Origin of the sequence: Pedobacter nyackensis (assembly GCF_032678475.1) — a bacterium.
Taxonomy (GTDB): Bacteria; Bacteroidota; Bacteroidia; order Sphingobacteriales; family Sphingobacteriaceae; genus Pedobacter; species Pedobacter nyackensis_A.
In genome coordinates this window covers 34,982-51,007 of record NZ_JAVTSF010000006.1, presented here as the reverse complement: position 1 = coordinate 51,007, position 16,026 = coordinate 34,982, and the positions used below count along the sequence as shown (strand labels likewise).

The following is a 16,026-nucleotide window of genomic DNA, read 5'->3' as shown; positions in this document are numbered from 1 at the left end:
CATGAAAAAAATAACATTCATACTTGCGGGGCTTATCATGATGGGTATGACCGTAAACGCACAGAACAACTATATCATAAACGGAAAGTTTACAGGTTTAAAAGAAGAGAAAAAGGTTTTTCTGAATTATCGTGAGGAAGGTAAGTCTATTGAAGATTCAACTTTGACCCGTAATGGTACGTTTTCCTTTAAAGGTAAAACCGGAGCAGAACCGATAAAAGCAACGCTAACACTTAAATCCTTAAAAATAGACCCGTCTGTGTCGATGATGGAACGCATCTTAAAGAAAGATGCGCAGGATTTCTTTCTAGAAAAAGGAACGGTAGTCGTGAAAGGGGGATCTACCGTCAAAAAAGCAGTAATTACAGGCGGTAAAACACAGGCAGAATATTTGGTGCTTCAGAAATTACAACAACCTTCATTTGAAAAATTGAAGGTGTTTCAGGACGAACTCATGCCTATTCTGATCAAAACCCAGGGTAAAGGAATGGATACGATAAAAAGGATTCAAGAGTTGAGTGCATTGATGAATCCCTTAACAAAAGCTGCGCGCGAAGAAGAAAGGAGTTTTCTTAAAACACATCCGGATTCCTATGTGAGTTTAGATATTGTTCAGCAAGCCGGTGGAATTATCGACCCTAATACATTTGAACCGATGCTTAATAGTTTAAGCCCGAGACTGAAAAATACGAAAACAGCAAAGGCGTTGGCTGCAAAACTAGATAAAACAAAAAAAACAGCCGTTGGCGTTATGGCCGGAGATTTTAGTCAGCCCGATGTAAACGGTAAAATGATCTCTTTAAGTTCATTTCGTGGTAAATATGTTTTACTTGACTTTTGGGCAAGCTGGTGTGGACCTTGCAGAGCGGAAAATCCTCATGTCTTGAAAGCATATAACCAGTTTAAAGAGAAGAATTTTGAAGTATTTGCCGTTTCTCTGGATGAGAAGAAGGAAAATTGGTTAAAAGCGGTAAAAGATGATGCGATGCCATGGACACAGGTTAGTGATCTGTTGGGCTGGAAAAACAGTGCTGCAAGTATGTATGCCATTACTGCTATTCCGCAGAATTTTTTAATCGATCCGAGTGGAAAAATTATTGCCAGTAATCTTCGTGGAGAAAAGTTAGCTAAAAAACTGGAAGAACTACTAAAATAAGCTGTATACACCAGCAGATTTATTCCTATATTCAATTTACGTTAGTTTATTAAATATATGGAATTTAAAGTGATCCTTACTGGTGCTACCGGAATGGTAGGCGAAGGGGTGTTGCTCACATGTCTGCAACACCCTAACGTTAAACAGGTACTTATAGTAGGCCGCAAGCCCAGTGGCAGGCATCACCAGAAGCTAAAAGAATGTGTCGTGCCTGATTTTTTTAATCTGGACGGAATTGAGGATCAGTTGACTGGTTATGATGCCTGTTTTTATTGCGCAGGTATCAGTTCAGTTGGAATTAGGGAACCTGAATATCGCCGCATTACTTACACTACCACCTTGCATTTCGCGGAGAAGTTACTGAGTCTTAATCCGGAAATGGTTTTTAGCCATATTTCTGGTAGTCATACGGATAGTTCCGAAAAAGGCCGTGTGATGTGGGCGCGTATAAAAGGTAAAACAGAAAATTCCCTGATGCGTATGCCTTTTAAAGCCGTCTATAACTTTCGTCCAGGTTTTATGAAACCAGGTGAGGGGCAACAAAATGTTAAAAGCAGTTTTAAGCTTATCGTAGCATTGTATCCAATACTAAAAATATTCGTACCAGGTCAGTTGCTCACTTTAGAAGAAGTTGGGCTGGCAATGATCAATAGTGTGCTGAAAGGTTATGATAAATCAGTCTTGGAAATAAAAGATATCAAAGCGCTTTCTTTGCAATAAAATGAGTCACTAAAAGCATAGTCCGGGAAGAGGTCGGTAAGCCTTTGTAATGAATGCGCCCTGACTGAATAATTTCAACACCTTGAGTCCGCCTTTTTTCAGTAAAAAGGCGGACTCAAGGCGGACTCATGGCGGACTCACTGCGCTGGCATAATTTTAACTATGAGAATTATTATAAATGCAAGTATTTTGATATACATTTGAAACCTATATAAATTAATTTATGAACAATAACAGGGAAACGGGTAGCTATACCATGCCATTTATCACGATCACTACACTTTTTTTTATGTGGGGTTTTTTAACCTGTATGAATGATGTTTTGATCCCTCACCTTAAACAACTATTTCAGCTCAACTATTTACAATCGATGCTGGTGCAGTTTGTATTTTTTGGGGCCTATTTTATTGGCTCGGTTGTGTATTTTGTGATTTCTTATTTTAAAGGTGACCCAATTAATAGAATAGGTTATAAAAATGGAATGTTATTAGGGCTGGTTGTCGCTTCTATAGGTTGCTTTTTGTTTTTTCCTGCAGCAAAATATGCAGCTTATGGACTTTTTTTAAGCGCGTTGTTTATCCTGGGATTAGGCTTTACTTTATTGCAGATTGCTGCGAACCCTTATGTCTCTTTACTTGGGAAACCAGAAGGAGCTTCCAGCAGACTTAACCTGTCTCAAGCTTTCAATTCACTTGGAACAACAATTGCGCCTATAGTAGGTGGGTTCCTGATCTTTGAATTTTTTGCTGTAAATGGAGAAATCACAGCAGAGGCTACGGAAATCCCTTATGTTATTTTTACAGGGATATTCTTGTTACTGGCGGCTTTGCTTTACAAAATTAAATTACCCGATTTCAGGTCTGAAGACGCCGCTGAAAAATCACTGGGTGCGCTCAAATTCCCTCAACTCAAGTTGGGTATATTCGCCATCTTTTTCTATGTAGGTGGAGAGGTATGTATCGGTAGTTTTATCATTAACTTTTTGGAACACAAAGATATCATGGGTTTGTCGGAAGCGGTAAGTAAGAATTATCTGGCCTTATATTGGGGCGGGGCAATGATTGGAAGATTCCTGGGAGCGATATCTTTAAACCAGAACATAGTGGGACCGAAAAAAGCATTGTTGATGGTAGGGACAGCAATAGCTGTGTTTTTGTTGATTTTTGCAGTTGTAGATTTGAGTTTTGATCAGATTTCTGTATTCCTTATTCTTATTGGGGTCAATTTAATCGGATTTTTTATTGGAAAGGCTGCTCCGGCCAGGACACTTTCATTTTTTGCCATGATTTGTGTCGCATTAATAATGATAACTATATTTTCTAGTGGGGCAACAGCTATGTGGGCTATACTTGGTGTCGGTTTATTTAACTCTATTATGTGGTCAAATATTTTCACTTTATCCATACATGGTCTTGGAAAGTACACCAGTCAGGGCTCATCATTGTTGGTAATGGCCATATTGGGAGGAGCATTACTTCCGTTAATTCAAGGTGCAGCAGCTGATGCAATTGGAATTCAGAAATCGTTTTTTGTCCCGGTAATTTGCTATTTATATATAGTCTTTTTTGGTTTTTATTGTTCGGCAAAGCTGGGAGCGGTGCAGAATGCAACTGTTGCTGGAGGACATTAAACCTAAGCATAAACAATTCTGTACCGGGGTTTGAAAGCTGGTACAGAATTGTTGTTGTGTTTTGAATACGATTAAGGAAATATCCCGCTTTTAAAGTCTTTCTTTTTTATGTATCGGTATTCCAAGTTCAAAAAGAAAGTAATCTTTTATTTCACCAATGTTGACGGCAGGTGCGTTCGATATTTTTTGGTCAGATGTAAAAGAATCGTTAAAGATGGTCTCGAAGATGTTGTTAAAACCAGTGATCATCAGATCTCTGTCGTTTCTTTCGTTGAATTTTGCTAGTGTCATTTTCTTTCCTCCAAATTAATGATAGTATTGTAATACATTTAGACTACATAAGTCGAACATTAAGTCTATTTAAACCAGCGTTGCAATTAGATATGGGAAGTTCATTTTTCCACGGAGTGGTATAATGGTTCATCGATGATATGCTCATCTCAGAGTAGGTAAAACAAAGCCTGTTTTATTTTGTTTTATTTTTTTAACCACTCCATGTCATGCTACGCGGGATTATCTTTATCTTAATCAGTAGTTTTCTGCTGTTATCCTGTGGGGTTAAACGTCCCGTAGTAACTTCTACAGTGCCATATCCTCAGGAAAATAAGCCCGAAGTTCAGGTCGTAAAACAGCGAACATACGATCTCCCGCTGGAGTTCAGGAAAGTGCTGAAGAAGAGATCTGCAGACTTAGCCTACCCGGATCTGGTTTACAAATTCTACGAAAGTAAAGGATTTCAGCCAGTGTTAGTACCGAGGTTTCTTCCCCATAATCAGCTGGATATTCTTTTGGGTTATCTGAGCAATGCCGGTAAACATGGACTAGATACCGGATTGTTTGCGCCGGGTCAGATAAGGAACCTCCTGAACAAAATGGGCAAGGCAAATATCGATACTGTGGTAGAAAACCATCGTAACCTGTCGGCCCTGGAGATAGCGGTAGCAAGTTCCCTCATCAATTACAGCATTACACTGCAGTTTGGGATCGTAGTCCCGGAGAAAGTTTATCCGCTTTACAGCACCTTAACTGCTATGCCCGACAGCAGTAGTATTTTAAAGGTTTTTGAAATACGCGATCTTAAAAATTATCTTGATAGTATTCAGCCAAAAGACAGACTTTATCTTGCCTTACAAAAATCCCTCTCGATGATGCAGGGGACAACCGAACCGGATAGCTTACAGACGCTATTGGTAAACCTGGAACGGTTAAGGTGGAAAAACAGGCCTGCCCAGGATAAATTCGTATCGGTCAATATCCCTAATTTTAGTCTGGATGTAATCAGTAAAGGTAAATCTGTTCTGCATATGAAAGTTTGCGTCGGAGAACCTGAGGGTTGGCAAACCCCGCAACTTGGTAGCATGATCCATAGTGTACAGGTTAACCCGGTATGGAATATTCCACAAAGTATTGCGCGCGATGAGACCTCTCAGGAGGCTGCCCGCGACCGATATTACCTGGCCAATAGCAACATTAAGGTATACCATAAAGGTAAATTGATTACGCATACCGAGTCTATTGACTGGGCATCGGTAGATGTAAGTGAATATACTTTTCAGCAGCAGCCAGGGTCTGAAAATGCCTTGGGCAAAATCAAGTTTTTATTTCAAAATGAAAGTAGTGTCTATCTGCATGATACGCCAGTGAAATCTGCATTCCGGAAAGAAATCCGTGCAGTAAGTCATGGCTGTGTTAGAGTAGAAAAGCCGCTTGAATTAACATATGTTTTATTTGGTAAGGGGGAGCAGTTTGATCAGATCAAAAAGGCCATGCAACGTGGTTATCCTGCTGCAAAATTTATTGCTTTGCCAGAACAGGTCCCAATCATACTTGGTTATTATACCGCTTGGCTTGATGATAAGGGGAAATTACGGTTCAGCAAGGATATCTACGGTTTGGATCAGCTACTCTACGAAGCGATGATGAAGATTAATGCCGGGAATATAGCCGCTCTGATTCATCAAATTTAAAAATTCGAGCTTGTGAAAAAACATTAAGATGAATACCTGAAAAAAATAGAAACAGGTAACGACGATCATTTGTTGTAGGTATTTAGGAATCACATCCTTATTTTAGTAGGATAACCACAAAAGATGAAACCAAATACAGACCAATTTAGGATCGTTATTTTTTTACTGGCGTTGTCGGTGCTTGCTGGTGTTCAGATCAGTTTGGCTGATACTATCAAACCAATATCGATGAGATGCGAACATATGCGCAGGCCTATTGGTATAGACGCTTCATCTCCAAGATTGTCCTGGAAGATGCTGGATGACAGAGAAGGCGCCCGACAAACTGCTTATCGCATCACTATAGGATTTGACTCAGCGGGGTTAATGTCGGAAAAACGAATCCTCTGGACTTCAAAGAAGCTCAATTCGAGTGCTAATCTGGTTCAATATAAAGGTGTACCCTTACAACCGTTTACTAAGTATTACTGGAAGCTGGAAATCTGGGATAAAGACAATAAAGCAGTACAGCCTGCAATTTCAAGTTTCGAAACGGGTATGATGGGGATGGATAACTGGAGAGGAAACTGGATTAGCGATGGAATTGATGTAAATACACTGCCTGCTGCCTATTTTCGTAAGGTTTTCCAACCTGAAAAGAAGATAAAATCAGCAAGGGCATATGTTGCTGCAGCTGGATTATATGAACTCTATCTGAATGGTAACAAAGTAGGTAACCACCGGCTGGATCCCATGTATACGCGGTTTGATAGAAGGAACCTGTATGTAACCTATGATGTGACCGAAAATCTGAAACAAGGTAAAAATGCGATCGGTGTATTGTTGGGCAATGGCTGGTATAACCACCAATCCCTTGCGGTATGGGATTTCGACAGGGCACCCTGGAGAGCAAGACCTGCTTTCTGTTTAGATTTACGAATCACTTATACCGATGGAAGTACAGCAGTTGTTGCTACTGGTTATGATTGGAAAACAAGCTTGAGTCCGGTGATATTTAACAGTATCTATACAGGCGAACATTACGATGCACGATTGGAACAGACAGGATGGAATACTGCAGATTTCGATGATGCTAAATGGAGGGAGATTACACTTAGAGCGGCGCCGTCTAAAAATGTAGTGGCCCAGGTTATGCATCCAATTAGAAATACAGAAGAAATTGAGGTGAAATCGATGCGCAAGCTTAACGACACCACTTACCTGTTTGATTTGGGCAGAACAATAGCCGGAGTAACAAAAATTAATGTCAAAGGAGAAAAAGGGACGGTTATTCGCCTTAAACATACCGAACGGCTGGATAAAAATGGCCGTGCAGATATGTCAAATATTGATGTTTATCACCGGCCGAAAGATCTGTCCGATCCTTTTCAAACCGATATTTTCATCTTAAACGGCAACGGAGAAGAATCGTTTATGCCTAAATTTAATTACAAAGGGTTTCAATATGTAGAAGTTACCAGTAACAAACCTATCCATCTCAGCGAAAAAAGCGTAACAGGTTATTTCATGCATAGCGATGTGCCTGCAGTAGGTAAAATAAGTTCTTCAAACCCTTTGATTGACAAACTATGGTGGGCAACCAATAATTCTTACCTCTCTAACCTTTTCGGTTATCCTACAGATTGTCCCCAACGGGAAAAGAATGGCTGGACAGGAGATGGACATTTCGCTGTAGAAACAGGTCTGTATAACTTTGATGGGATCACTATATATGAAAAATGGCTGGCAGACCATCGGGATGAACAGCAACCGAATGGTGTATTACCTGATATTATTCCTACAGGTGGATGGGGTTATGGAAGAGCAAACGGTACCGATTGGACCAGTACAATAGCCATTATACCCTGGGATATTTACATGTTTTATGGTGACCCAAAACTGCTTTCCGATTGCTATCAGAATATAAAGCGATATGTGAACTATGTTGATGGAATAAGCGTTGGTGGTTTAACGACTTTTGGCAGGGGAGATTGGGTGCCGGTAAAATCCACATCCTCTTTAGAATATACTTCGTCGGTTTATTTTTACGTAGACGCAAATATCCTGGCCAAAGCGGCAAAGTTGTTTAACCGCGATGCTGATTATCGTTTCTACAGTGCCTTGGCAGAGAAAATCAAAAATGCGATTAACACAAAATATTTTAATGCGCAAACGGGAATTTATGGTTCAGGTGTGCAGACGGAATTGAGTATGGCCCTGCAATGGGGAATTGTTCCAGAGGCGTCTAAGCAAAAAGTCGCGGATAATCTCGCAAAAAGGGTTGTTGCCGATGGAATGCACCTGGATGTAGGTGTTTTAGGCGCAAAAGCAATTTTAAATGCGTTGAGCGAGAATGGCCATGGAGAAATTGCTTATAAACTTGCTGCCCAGGATACTTATCCAGGCTGGGGTTGGTGGATCGTAAATGGAGCAACAACTTTGTATGAAAACTGGGACATCAATGCGCCGAGGGACATCTCTCAAAACCATATGATGTTTGGCGAAATTGGTGGCTGGTTCTTTAAAGGCCTGGGCGGAATTAAAGTGGATGAATCGAAACCGGGATTTAAGAATGTTTTATTAAAACCTAATTTCGTAACCGGATTAAGCCATTTCGAAGCGAGTCACAAAGGCCCTTACGGTAATATTACCTCTTCATGGAAAAGGACTGAGAAAGGTATTGAATATAATGTTGTTGTTCCAGCGAATTCAACAGCTAGCCTGGAGCCAGGCTTGAGTGCGGCTCAGCGTATTTATGTGGATGGTAAGGTAGCAGGTCGCAAAGTACAGCTTGCAGCAGGTCAATATAAATTCGAAATCAGGTAATGGTTTAAGATTTTATCTTAGAATTTCCGCCTTTGGTAGGGGATGCCCTGACCATCCTCGCAATAGCATTTAAGACTGTATAGGAACCAGCCCCAGTGATAGTTACAGGAACGGAAGAAGTCGCCGACTTCTTCCCAACCATCTTGTTTTAATCTGATGTCGGTTTTTTCTCCCTTCTCAATAAGTTCAAAGGATATAATGGTGCCAATCCATTCCGGTGCGGAATCTATACATTCCCATTCGATGAGTTTGTTGGGATCCAGCCTGGTAATTTTCATCTTGTCGGTTTCATTTCCGAAAGTAAATTCGTTGATGAACCCGATCTCTGGTTTTACATGGAGCTGTGTGGTCCATACTTCTGATAGTCCTTCTTGGGTACTAAGTGCCTCGTATACTTTAGCAGCTGGTGCCTTAATGGTATTGAAGTGTTCTATTGCGGCCATATGGGCTATTGTTTAGTCGCTTGTTCTGCCGGTACATATACCGGGTAATCCTCAATTGATGGAAATTCTAAGTATATTGACATATTATTTATTTAGTGGTTCTTACTTGTAGTAAGTCTAAAATATTAAAAAAGTTTGAGAAAAAAGTATTTTTTAATAAGAATCATAAGGTTTAATAATAAAAGATAAATTTGTCTTTTATTATTGGTCATTATACTTTACCTTTGTCCCGCCAATGGGAATTTTTTCAAAAACATGTGAATATGCAATGCGTTCGGTCTTCTTTATCGCGCACCGGACTGCTACTGGTAGCAGGGTAGGGATCAAAGAGATTTCGACCGGTATCGATTCACCTGAACATTTTTTGGCAAAGATTCTACAGGATTTGAGTAAGAAAGGGATTGTCCAATCCGTTAAAGGACCTAATGGTGGCTTTTATATGGATGCATCCGCTTTAAAAAGACCACTATCTGATGTGGTAGAAGCAGTTGATGGGAAGAGTTTATTTACAGGCTGCGGTTTAGGCTTGGAATTTTGTTCCGAAAGTAACCCTTGCCCATTACATCACGAATTTAAGGCCATTCGGAACCAGATTCAGCAAATGTTGCAGGATACTTCGATCGCTGATTTTAATGAAGATTTAAACCTGGGGATCACCAAATTGAAGAAGTAAAAAAAAATTAACTAAATAAAGGATAAAAAGGTATTTATATATTTAATTATGACTAGTGAACAAAAACAATTGATCAGCGCTACAGTTCCCGTTTTAAGGGAAAACGGAGTATTGTTAACCAAACATTTTTATAACCGGATGTTTACACACCATCCCGAGCTTAAGAATTTGTTTAACATGGGGAATCAGCAAAGTGGCAAACAGCAAACAGCACTTGCACTTGCGGTATTGGGCTATGCGGAAAACATTGCAAACCCTGGTGTTTTGATGCCTGTTGTTGATCGGATAGGACATAAGCATGTGAGCCTCGACATTCGCCCTGAGCAATATCAAATTGTAGGACGTCATTTAATTGCATCTATTCAGGAAGTTCTGGGTGCTGCGGCTACACCAGAAATTATTGATGCCTGGACTGTTGCCTATCAGCAACTTGCCGATCTGATGTCAGGACACGAAGCAAAAATTTATGCACATAAAACTGCTGAGGAATATGGCTGGACAGGATGGCGTCCCTTTAAAGTAAAGGAAAAAATTCAGGAGTCTGCTGAAATAACTTCATTTTACCTGGTTCCGGCCGACGGCGGTAAGGTCATGAAACACATACCAGGTCAATACATCAGTCTGCGTGTTTTTTTACCCGAAATGGATTTATATCAGGCACGCCAATATAGCATTTCCAGTGTACCTACACAGGAATATTACCGCATTTCGGTGAAAGCGGAAAAAGGAACAACTTTAGATACGAACGGTTTGATCAGTAATCACCTTCATGAATCTATTGCGGTTGGAGATGTGATTGATCTGACTGCTCCAGCAGGTGATTTTAGGTTGGCCGAAGATCATGCAGCTCCGGTGGTGTTCATTAGTGGAGGAGTAGGTTTAACACCAATGATGAGTATGCTTGGTAATTTGGTTGAAAAGAACTTTGAGCATCCCATTACCTGGCTACACGGTTGCCGCAACCGTTCGGTACACGCCTTTAAAAATCAGTTGGATGAAATCGTTAATGAAAATGATCAGGTAGAACAACATATCTTCTACGATACACCAACAGAACTGGATAAGCAGGAAGGGGTAGTGGAGGGATTTTTGGATTTAAGTAAAATCGCTGCTTTACCACAATTTCCTGGGACTAAATACTACGTATGCGGACCGGCAGCTTTTATCCGTAAACAGTATCAGGATCTGATCGCCAGGGGAATTGAAAAAGAAGCTATTCTTTTTGAGGAGTTTGGCCCTGCATTGGTTCAGCTCAACTGAGATCTGAATTAAATCCCGGATCACTTTGAAAATGCTTTTTTGGCACGCAAATGGCACTATACATGAAAAAACTATATGCGTAAGATATATTTTGTACTGGCTATTTCAGGTTTTTTGTTTTTAACTTCATGTTACACTACAAGAACGGCAGGAAATAGTGGTAAAGTGCCTCCCGGACAGGCAAAAAAAGGAACAGGTTCAAAATCAGCAAAACCTTTTGCGCCAGGACAGCAAAAAAAACATTAACTAAAATTGCTCTGATACGGTTATAGTATCAGAGCAATAAATTACTTATAAATAATCTTACCTGATAGGCGTAAATATACCGAGGTCTAGCTCCATTTGGATATTACAGCGTTCGTAAGGGGTAGACCTGCCAACTACTTTTTTAAACCCTAACTTATGATAGAGGTTGATGGCTGGTTTTAAACTGGTATTGCTTTCCAGGTAAAGTTTGGATGCACCCAGTTCCTTTGCTGCATTTACAACTGCCTGACCAAGTAACCAACCTATACTCTTTCCCTGGATTTTTGGCGAAACAGCCATTTTTGCCAGCTCAAAATCATAGTCAGGGTCGTTCATTTTGATGAGTGCACAAACACCTACGGGCATGTTGTTGTACAACGCTATAAATATTTTACCGCCCTTGTCCAGAATATAAGTTTTAGGATTGTCCAAAGCTTTATAATCCGCTTCCTCCATTTTGAAATATCTAGAGATCCACTCTTCGTTTAATGATCTGAAAACTGCCTGATATTGGTCTTCATATGCTACGATCTGCACATCTTTACTTTCCCGTAATTTCTTTTGCTCCTGTACTCTTTTTAGTAATGACTTTTGTTCCAAAAGGAATTCCCATTCTTCAATTGCTTCCCACAGGTTATGCCTGGCTTCCGAAATAATACTTTCAATAGCTGCATCCACATCCGTACACTGAACCTCAATCCGCTTCCAGATCGCTTTCCCCTTTTTTGTCAGTGCAATAACATTCCTTCGTTTATCTGCTGATTCCCGATTTTCCTGAACCAGGCCTGCGGTGATCATTTCCTGGGTAATCTTACTAACAGAGGGTTGCGAATGTCCGATTTCATTAGCAATTTCGGTAATGGTTTTTTCATCACTTTCCGCAAGAATAAAAAATACAGGAAACCATTTTGGTGAAAAATCTACATCGTACAACTCGTATATCTTCGCGGCATCATCCGTTATTTTTGCAGTCATCAATCTCAGACGACTACCCAATGCCATTTTTCCTGTCTTCTCGAAAAAGTTCATAGTATAATTAATTACATAACTGGTTATGCAAATGTAGAGAAGAAAATTGAAAATCCAATTTAATAGTCGTAAAAATCCTCTGAACTGTAATATTTCGTATGGATTAATGAGGAAAGAAAAACAATCGAAAGTGCTAAATGTTAATACCATTACAGAACTTAAGATTTACTTAGATAAACATTGATGGTACTTTCGGAACAGTATATGCAAATCAGGAAACACAGCGAGCAAATTTGTGAACCTTTGCAAACTGAAGATTATGTGGTGCAGCCTGTTATAGATGTTAGTCCGCCTAAATGGCACCTCGGTCATACTACATGGTTTTTCGAAACTTTTATTTTACAACCATTTCATGAAGAATACAGAGTCTACAATCACGAATACAATTATGTATTCAATAGCTATTATGAAACCATTGGCAATCATGTAATCCGTACAGACAGAGGTAATCTCAGCCGGCCCAGTGTCAATGAAGTCTACGCTTATCGGTCCTACGTAGATTTGGCTATGAGGGAGTTTTTAAAAAAGACGCTTACTGAAGATATCAAAGCACTGCTTTTGTTAGGTTTTAATCATGAACAGCAACATCAGGAACTGCTGTTGACAGATATCAAATATATTCTGGGAAATAATCCTCTCTTTCCAGCTTATAAAATAGCAGAAACCATTACCGATGAATTTGACGGTAATATCGCTGAAATGATTTCCTTTCAAGAAGGTGTTTACGAAATTGGCTATTTAGGAGAAGGCTTTTGTTTCGATAACGAACTGGGGCGGCATAAGGTTTACCTGCAGGATTTTTCCATCAGTTCAAAATTGATCAGCAACGAAGAATACCTGGAGTTTATGGATGATGGTGGTTATACCAATTTTGTGTATTGGCATGCTGAAGGTTGGGATTGGCTGAAGAACGATAAAATTACTGCACCCTTGTACTGGCATTTGGTAGATGGCGTATGGTATGTTTATACACTTGGGGGACTTAAACCGATTCACCTGAAGGCCCCTGTTACGCACATCAGTTATTATGAAGCGTATGCATTTGCAAACTGGCGCAAAATGCGTTTGCCTACAGAATTTGAATGGGAAATAGCTGCCAATGTATTTAAATGGGGAGAAAGATGGGAATGGACAGAAAGTGCATACCTTCCTTATCCTGGATTTAGCAGAGCAGCAGGTGCAATAGGAGAATACAATGGTAAGTTTATGGTGAACCAAAAAGTACTTCGGGGCGCATCAGAAGCAACATCACCAGATCATAGCAGGATAACTTACAGGAATTTTTTTCATCCACATTTAAGATGGCAATTTACGGGAATACGATTAGCCCGCTAACACGATATATGAGCACAAATACAACCGAAAATTTAACCGCTGTTGAGCTGCTGTTTCTTACTGAAACGTTAGCCGGACTCCAGGCCAGCCCTAAGTTTATGCAGGCAAAGTACTTTTATGATGAAAGAGGAGGTTCTATATTTCAACAGATTATGGAAATGGAGGACTACTACCTGACCAATGCCGAGATGGATATATTTTCAAATCAGGCCAAACAGATCGCAGCGCTGATTATGATGGAAAATACTCCCTTTGACCTGATAGAACTGGGGGCGGGAGACGCTACGAAGTCTATTTTTTTGTTAAAAGAGCTGAATAAGGGAAAACAGAAATTTACTTACTTACCGGTCGACATCTCTGCACATGTAATCAGTGATCTGGAGGTTAATTTACCAAAGGAATTACCTGGATTGGACGTAAAAGGCCTAAATGGTGATTATCTGGCTATGTTGAATAAGGCAACTACACTTTCTAAACGAAGAAAAGTGGTGTTGTTTATGGGAGCTAATATTGGAAATATGAACCAGGATGAAGCTGCTGACTTTTTACTTTCCCTGAGGAAATTATTGTCCAATGATGATATGCTGATTATTGGTTTTGATCTGAAAAAAAATCCGAAACAAATATTGGCAGCTTATAACGATAGTAAGGGAATCACCAGCGCATTTAATCTGAATCTTCTGGAACGCATTAACAGAGAACTGGGCGGTGATTTTGAACCTGAAAATTTTGAGCATTATGCCAGTTATGATCCGGAATCGGGAGCCTGTAAAAGTTATCTGATTAGTTTAAAAGACCAAACCGTTCATATCGGAGATACAGCAACAATTGGGTTTGCCTGTAATGAGTATATATTTATGGAAATCTCACAAAAATATGCTTTGGAAGACATCAAAAAACTTGCTTCCAGTTGCGGATTTCAATACCAAACCAACTTCTTTGATGCAAATAAGTACTTTGTTGATGCAGTATGGACGGTGACAGATGCGAGTTTAACCTAATTCTTTCCATCGAGGGCTGATAGTAGTCGGTCTAAATCTTCCTGGGTGTTGTAAAAATGGAAAGAAAATCTACTGCCGGCTCCCCGGTTAGAAAACAGAATCTTAGCCTCAATTAGTTTTTCGCAAATAGGAGGTGCTAAAGGAAGACTAATTATGGTTGACTGCACTTCTCTCTCCAACAGTTCAGCATTTAACAGACCCCTGGAACAAAACTCCGTTCTTGCCCGCGCACATATGGACTGGGTAGTTTGTTCGATGTTTTCAAGTCCTATTGATTGGAGGTGGTAAAGGCTTTGATTTAAAGTGCCAAAGTTTAAAGTATCCAGGTGTCCAGGCTCGAAGCATAGAGAAAGGTAGTCTTTGCCCTGAAGGAAATTCTCTGTCGGCAAGGCAGCTTTCTTCCTTTCCTGAAACAGTTGTGTTCTCAATTGGTCAGACACCAAAGCAAAGCCATTTCCATAGCCTCCCAGCATCCATTTATAGCCACTGGACAAGATCGCATCTAAACCCGAACTTTCGAAGTTAAACGGTGCAGTACCGCAAAATTGCGTGCCGTCGGCAATAAGAAGAAGGTCTGGGTAATCCTGTTTAATGGTCTTGATGAAATTGGGACTAAGTCTCAACCCGCTAATATATTGAACCAGGCTAAAGGCAAAAGCACTGGGCTTAAAATCTTCAATCGCAGTTAAAATATGCTCCTCTATATTCCCACTGATCGGTACTGTTGAATATTCAAACCCTCTGCTGCGCACCGGGTAATTTACAGAAGGATAGTCTTCGTCCAATAATAGAAAGCGGTGCTTTTTATCCAATCCGTCCAGCAAAGTATTAAAGCCAAAAGAGAAGTTAGGCACAAGAAATACCTGTTCTACTTCTGATCCAAACAACTTCGCCAGATTTTGCTTTAATTCAGGGAAAATAGAAGCATGTTGCACCCGATGATTACTACCTTCCAGCAGAAATTCAGTATCATGTTTGCTTCTCCAATCCTGCGCCATTGTGGATAAAATCCCTGAATTTGCTGTGTTTAAATAAGTGTAATTATCGATGACAGGATATAGGTTCAAATAGCTCATTTTCAAATTTAAAGATTTTAAAGGTAGTACTGCAACAAACTTTATGCTTTCTTATTTGTAATAAATAAGGTCAATTTTTTAAACTAAAAGTCATGCTAAAAAACTCAAAAGCGTTTAGCACATTTTCAGTAGATGATATTGAGAATGCTAAAGAATTTTATCAGTCAGTTTTAGGATTGGAAGTTAAAGATAATGAGATGGGGATCCTTGAGTTACACATAGGAGGATCAACACCAGTAATGATATATCCAAAAGCCGATCATCTGGCAGCGACATTTACTGTGCTGAATTTCCCGGTTGATAGCGTAGAAAATACTGTCGATGCATTACTGGAGAAAGGCGTACAGTTTGAGCGCTATACCGATGAAGACTTTAAAACGGATGACAAGGGGATTTTTCGTGGTGAAGGACCGGTTATTGCCTGGTTTAAAGATCCCGCCGGTAATATCCTTTCAGTTTTAGAGACCGAATAATCCACAGAATTTTATACGTTTTATGGTATTTTAAGACAAAAATGTGCTTATAATGTCATTTTACTTAACAATGATAAGCGGAAATTGCTTTTTAAGCGATTGAAAATTAATTATTTAATTATTTGTGTTGCTTTTTACCTCAATAATGTGTCCTGGATCACATAATAATCCATTAGTGAATGTTAGCTTTGCAGCTAAATCGATGGTTGTTC

At 39.8% G+C, this 16,026-nt stretch carries 15 protein-coding genes; 11 read left to right on the top strand and 4 right to left on the bottom strand.

The genetic code is table 11. From position 1 onward, the window contains the following. The first annotated feature begins 1 nt into the window (after nt 1). The 3 genes from R2Q84_RS18430 (at nt 2) to R2Q84_RS18420 (ending at nt 3,506) form a co-directional block, all read left to right on the top strand. Complete coding sequence (locus R2Q84_RS18430; RefSeq protein ID WP_316818060.1) at nt 2-1,156, top strand: TlpA disulfide reductase family protein; 1,155 nt, start codon at nt 2-4, stop codon at nt 1,154-1,156. Nucleotides 1,157-1,213: 57 nt separating this feature from the next. Then, nucleotides 1,214-1,876 (top strand): NAD-dependent epimerase/dehydratase family protein, encoded by a 663-nt coding sequence (locus tag R2Q84_RS18425; protein WP_316818059.1) that lies wholly within the window; start codon nt 1,214-1,216, stop codon nt 1,874-1,876. Between the two features lie 223 nt (nt 1,877-2,099). Then, nucleotides 2,100-3,506, top strand: coding sequence for a sugar MFS transporter (locus R2Q84_RS18420; RefSeq protein WP_316818058.1), 1,407 nt, complete (start codon nt 2,100-2,102; stop codon nt 3,504-3,506). Nucleotides 3,507-3,596: 90 nt separating this feature from the next. On the opposite strand, the gene R2Q84_RS18415 is transcribed toward R2Q84_RS18420, so the two are convergent. Beyond that, the gene (locus tag R2Q84_RS18415) at nt 3,597-3,797 is read right to left on the bottom strand and encodes a hypothetical protein (protein ID WP_316818057.1); all 201 of its coding nucleotides are present in this window, start codon (nt 3,795-3,797) and stop codon (nt 3,597-3,599) included. A 209-nt stretch (nt 3,798-4,006) separates the two neighbouring features. On the opposite strand from R2Q84_RS18415, the gene R2Q84_RS18410 reads away from it, so the two are divergent. Both R2Q84_RS18410 and R2Q84_RS18405 read left to right on the top strand, forming a co-directional pair. Continuing rightward, nucleotides 4,007-5,473: a L,D-transpeptidase family protein gene (locus tag R2Q84_RS18410; RefSeq protein WP_316818056.1), complete on the top strand. Its 1,467-nt coding sequence runs from the start codon at nt 4,007-4,009 to the stop codon at nt 5,471-5,473. Between the two features lie 123 nt (nt 5,474-5,596). Continuing rightward, a complete protein-coding gene (locus tag R2Q84_RS18405) occupies nt 5,597-8,278 on the top strand; it encodes an alpha-L-rhamnosidase (protein ID WP_316818055.1) in 2,682 nt (893 codons plus the stop codon). A gap of 17 nt (nt 8,279-8,295) precedes the next feature. On the opposite strand, the gene R2Q84_RS18400 is transcribed toward R2Q84_RS18405, so the two are convergent. Next, nucleotides 8,296-8,721, bottom strand: a complete 426-nt coding sequence (locus tag R2Q84_RS18400) for an SRPBCC domain-containing protein (RefSeq protein WP_316818054.1) — start codon at nt 8,719-8,721, stop codon at nt 8,296-8,298. 235 nt (nt 8,722-8,956) lie between these two features. On the opposite strand from R2Q84_RS18400, the gene R2Q84_RS18395 reads away from it, so the two are divergent. From R2Q84_RS18395 to R2Q84_RS18385, 3 genes are all read left to right on the top strand, one after another. Then, nucleotides 8,957-9,394 carry an Rrf2 family transcriptional regulator gene (locus R2Q84_RS18395; RefSeq protein ID WP_316818053.1) on the top strand — a complete coding sequence of 146 codons (438 nt, stop codon included), beginning with the start codon at nt 8,957-8,959 and terminating at the stop codon, nt 9,392-9,394. A 48-nt stretch (nt 9,395-9,442) separates the two neighbouring features. Continuing rightward, entirely contained in the window at nt 9,443-10,654 is a 1,212-nt protein-coding gene (gene hmpA, locus R2Q84_RS18390; protein ID WP_316818052.1) for an NO-inducible flavohemoprotein, read from the top strand. 75 nt (nt 10,655-10,729) lie between these two features. Further along, nucleotides 10,730-10,900 (top strand): quinol oxidase subunit 4, encoded by a 171-nt coding sequence (locus tag R2Q84_RS18385; RefSeq protein WP_316818051.1) that lies wholly within the window; start codon nt 10,730-10,732, stop codon nt 10,898-10,900. Between the two features lie 57 nt (nt 10,901-10,957). On the opposite strand, the gene R2Q84_RS18380 is transcribed toward R2Q84_RS18385, so the two are convergent. Then, nucleotides 10,958-11,929 carry a helix-turn-helix domain-containing GNAT family N-acetyltransferase gene (locus tag R2Q84_RS18380; RefSeq protein ID WP_316818050.1) on the bottom strand — a complete coding sequence of 324 codons (972 nt, stop codon included), beginning with the start codon at nt 11,927-11,929 and terminating at the stop codon, nt 10,958-10,960. Between the two features lie 183 nt (nt 11,930-12,112). Here R2Q84_RS18380 and egtB point away from each other — a divergent pair, with 183 nt between their 5' ends. Together egtB and egtD are read left to right on the top strand one after the other, a co-directional pair. Beyond that, the gene (gene egtB, locus R2Q84_RS18375) at nt 12,113-13,264 is read left to right on the top strand and encodes an ergothioneine biosynthesis protein EgtB (protein WP_316818049.1); all 1,152 of its coding nucleotides are present in this window, start codon (nt 12,113-12,115) and stop codon (nt 13,262-13,264) included. Between the two features lie 8 nt (nt 13,265-13,272). Beyond that, nucleotides 13,273-14,265 (top strand): L-histidine N(alpha)-methyltransferase, encoded by a 993-nt coding sequence (egtD, locus tag R2Q84_RS18370; protein WP_316818048.1) that lies wholly within the window; start codon nt 13,273-13,275, stop codon nt 14,263-14,265. Here the strand turns inward: egtD and R2Q84_RS18365 are convergent. Continuing rightward, a complete protein-coding gene (locus tag R2Q84_RS18365) occupies nt 14,262-15,341 on the bottom strand; it encodes an aminotransferase class V-fold PLP-dependent enzyme (RefSeq protein ID WP_316818047.1) in 1,080 nt (359 codons plus the stop codon). The genes egtD and R2Q84_RS18365 overlap by 4 nt on opposite strands. A gap of 92 nt (nt 15,342-15,433) precedes the next feature. Between R2Q84_RS18365 and R2Q84_RS18360 the strand changes: the two genes are divergently transcribed. Beyond that, on the top strand, nt 15,434-15,814 hold the full coding sequence (locus R2Q84_RS18360) for a VOC family protein (protein ID WP_316818046.1): 381 nt from the start codon (nt 15,434-15,436) through the stop codon (nt 15,812-15,814). Nucleotides 15,815-16,026: the final 212 nt, after the last annotated feature.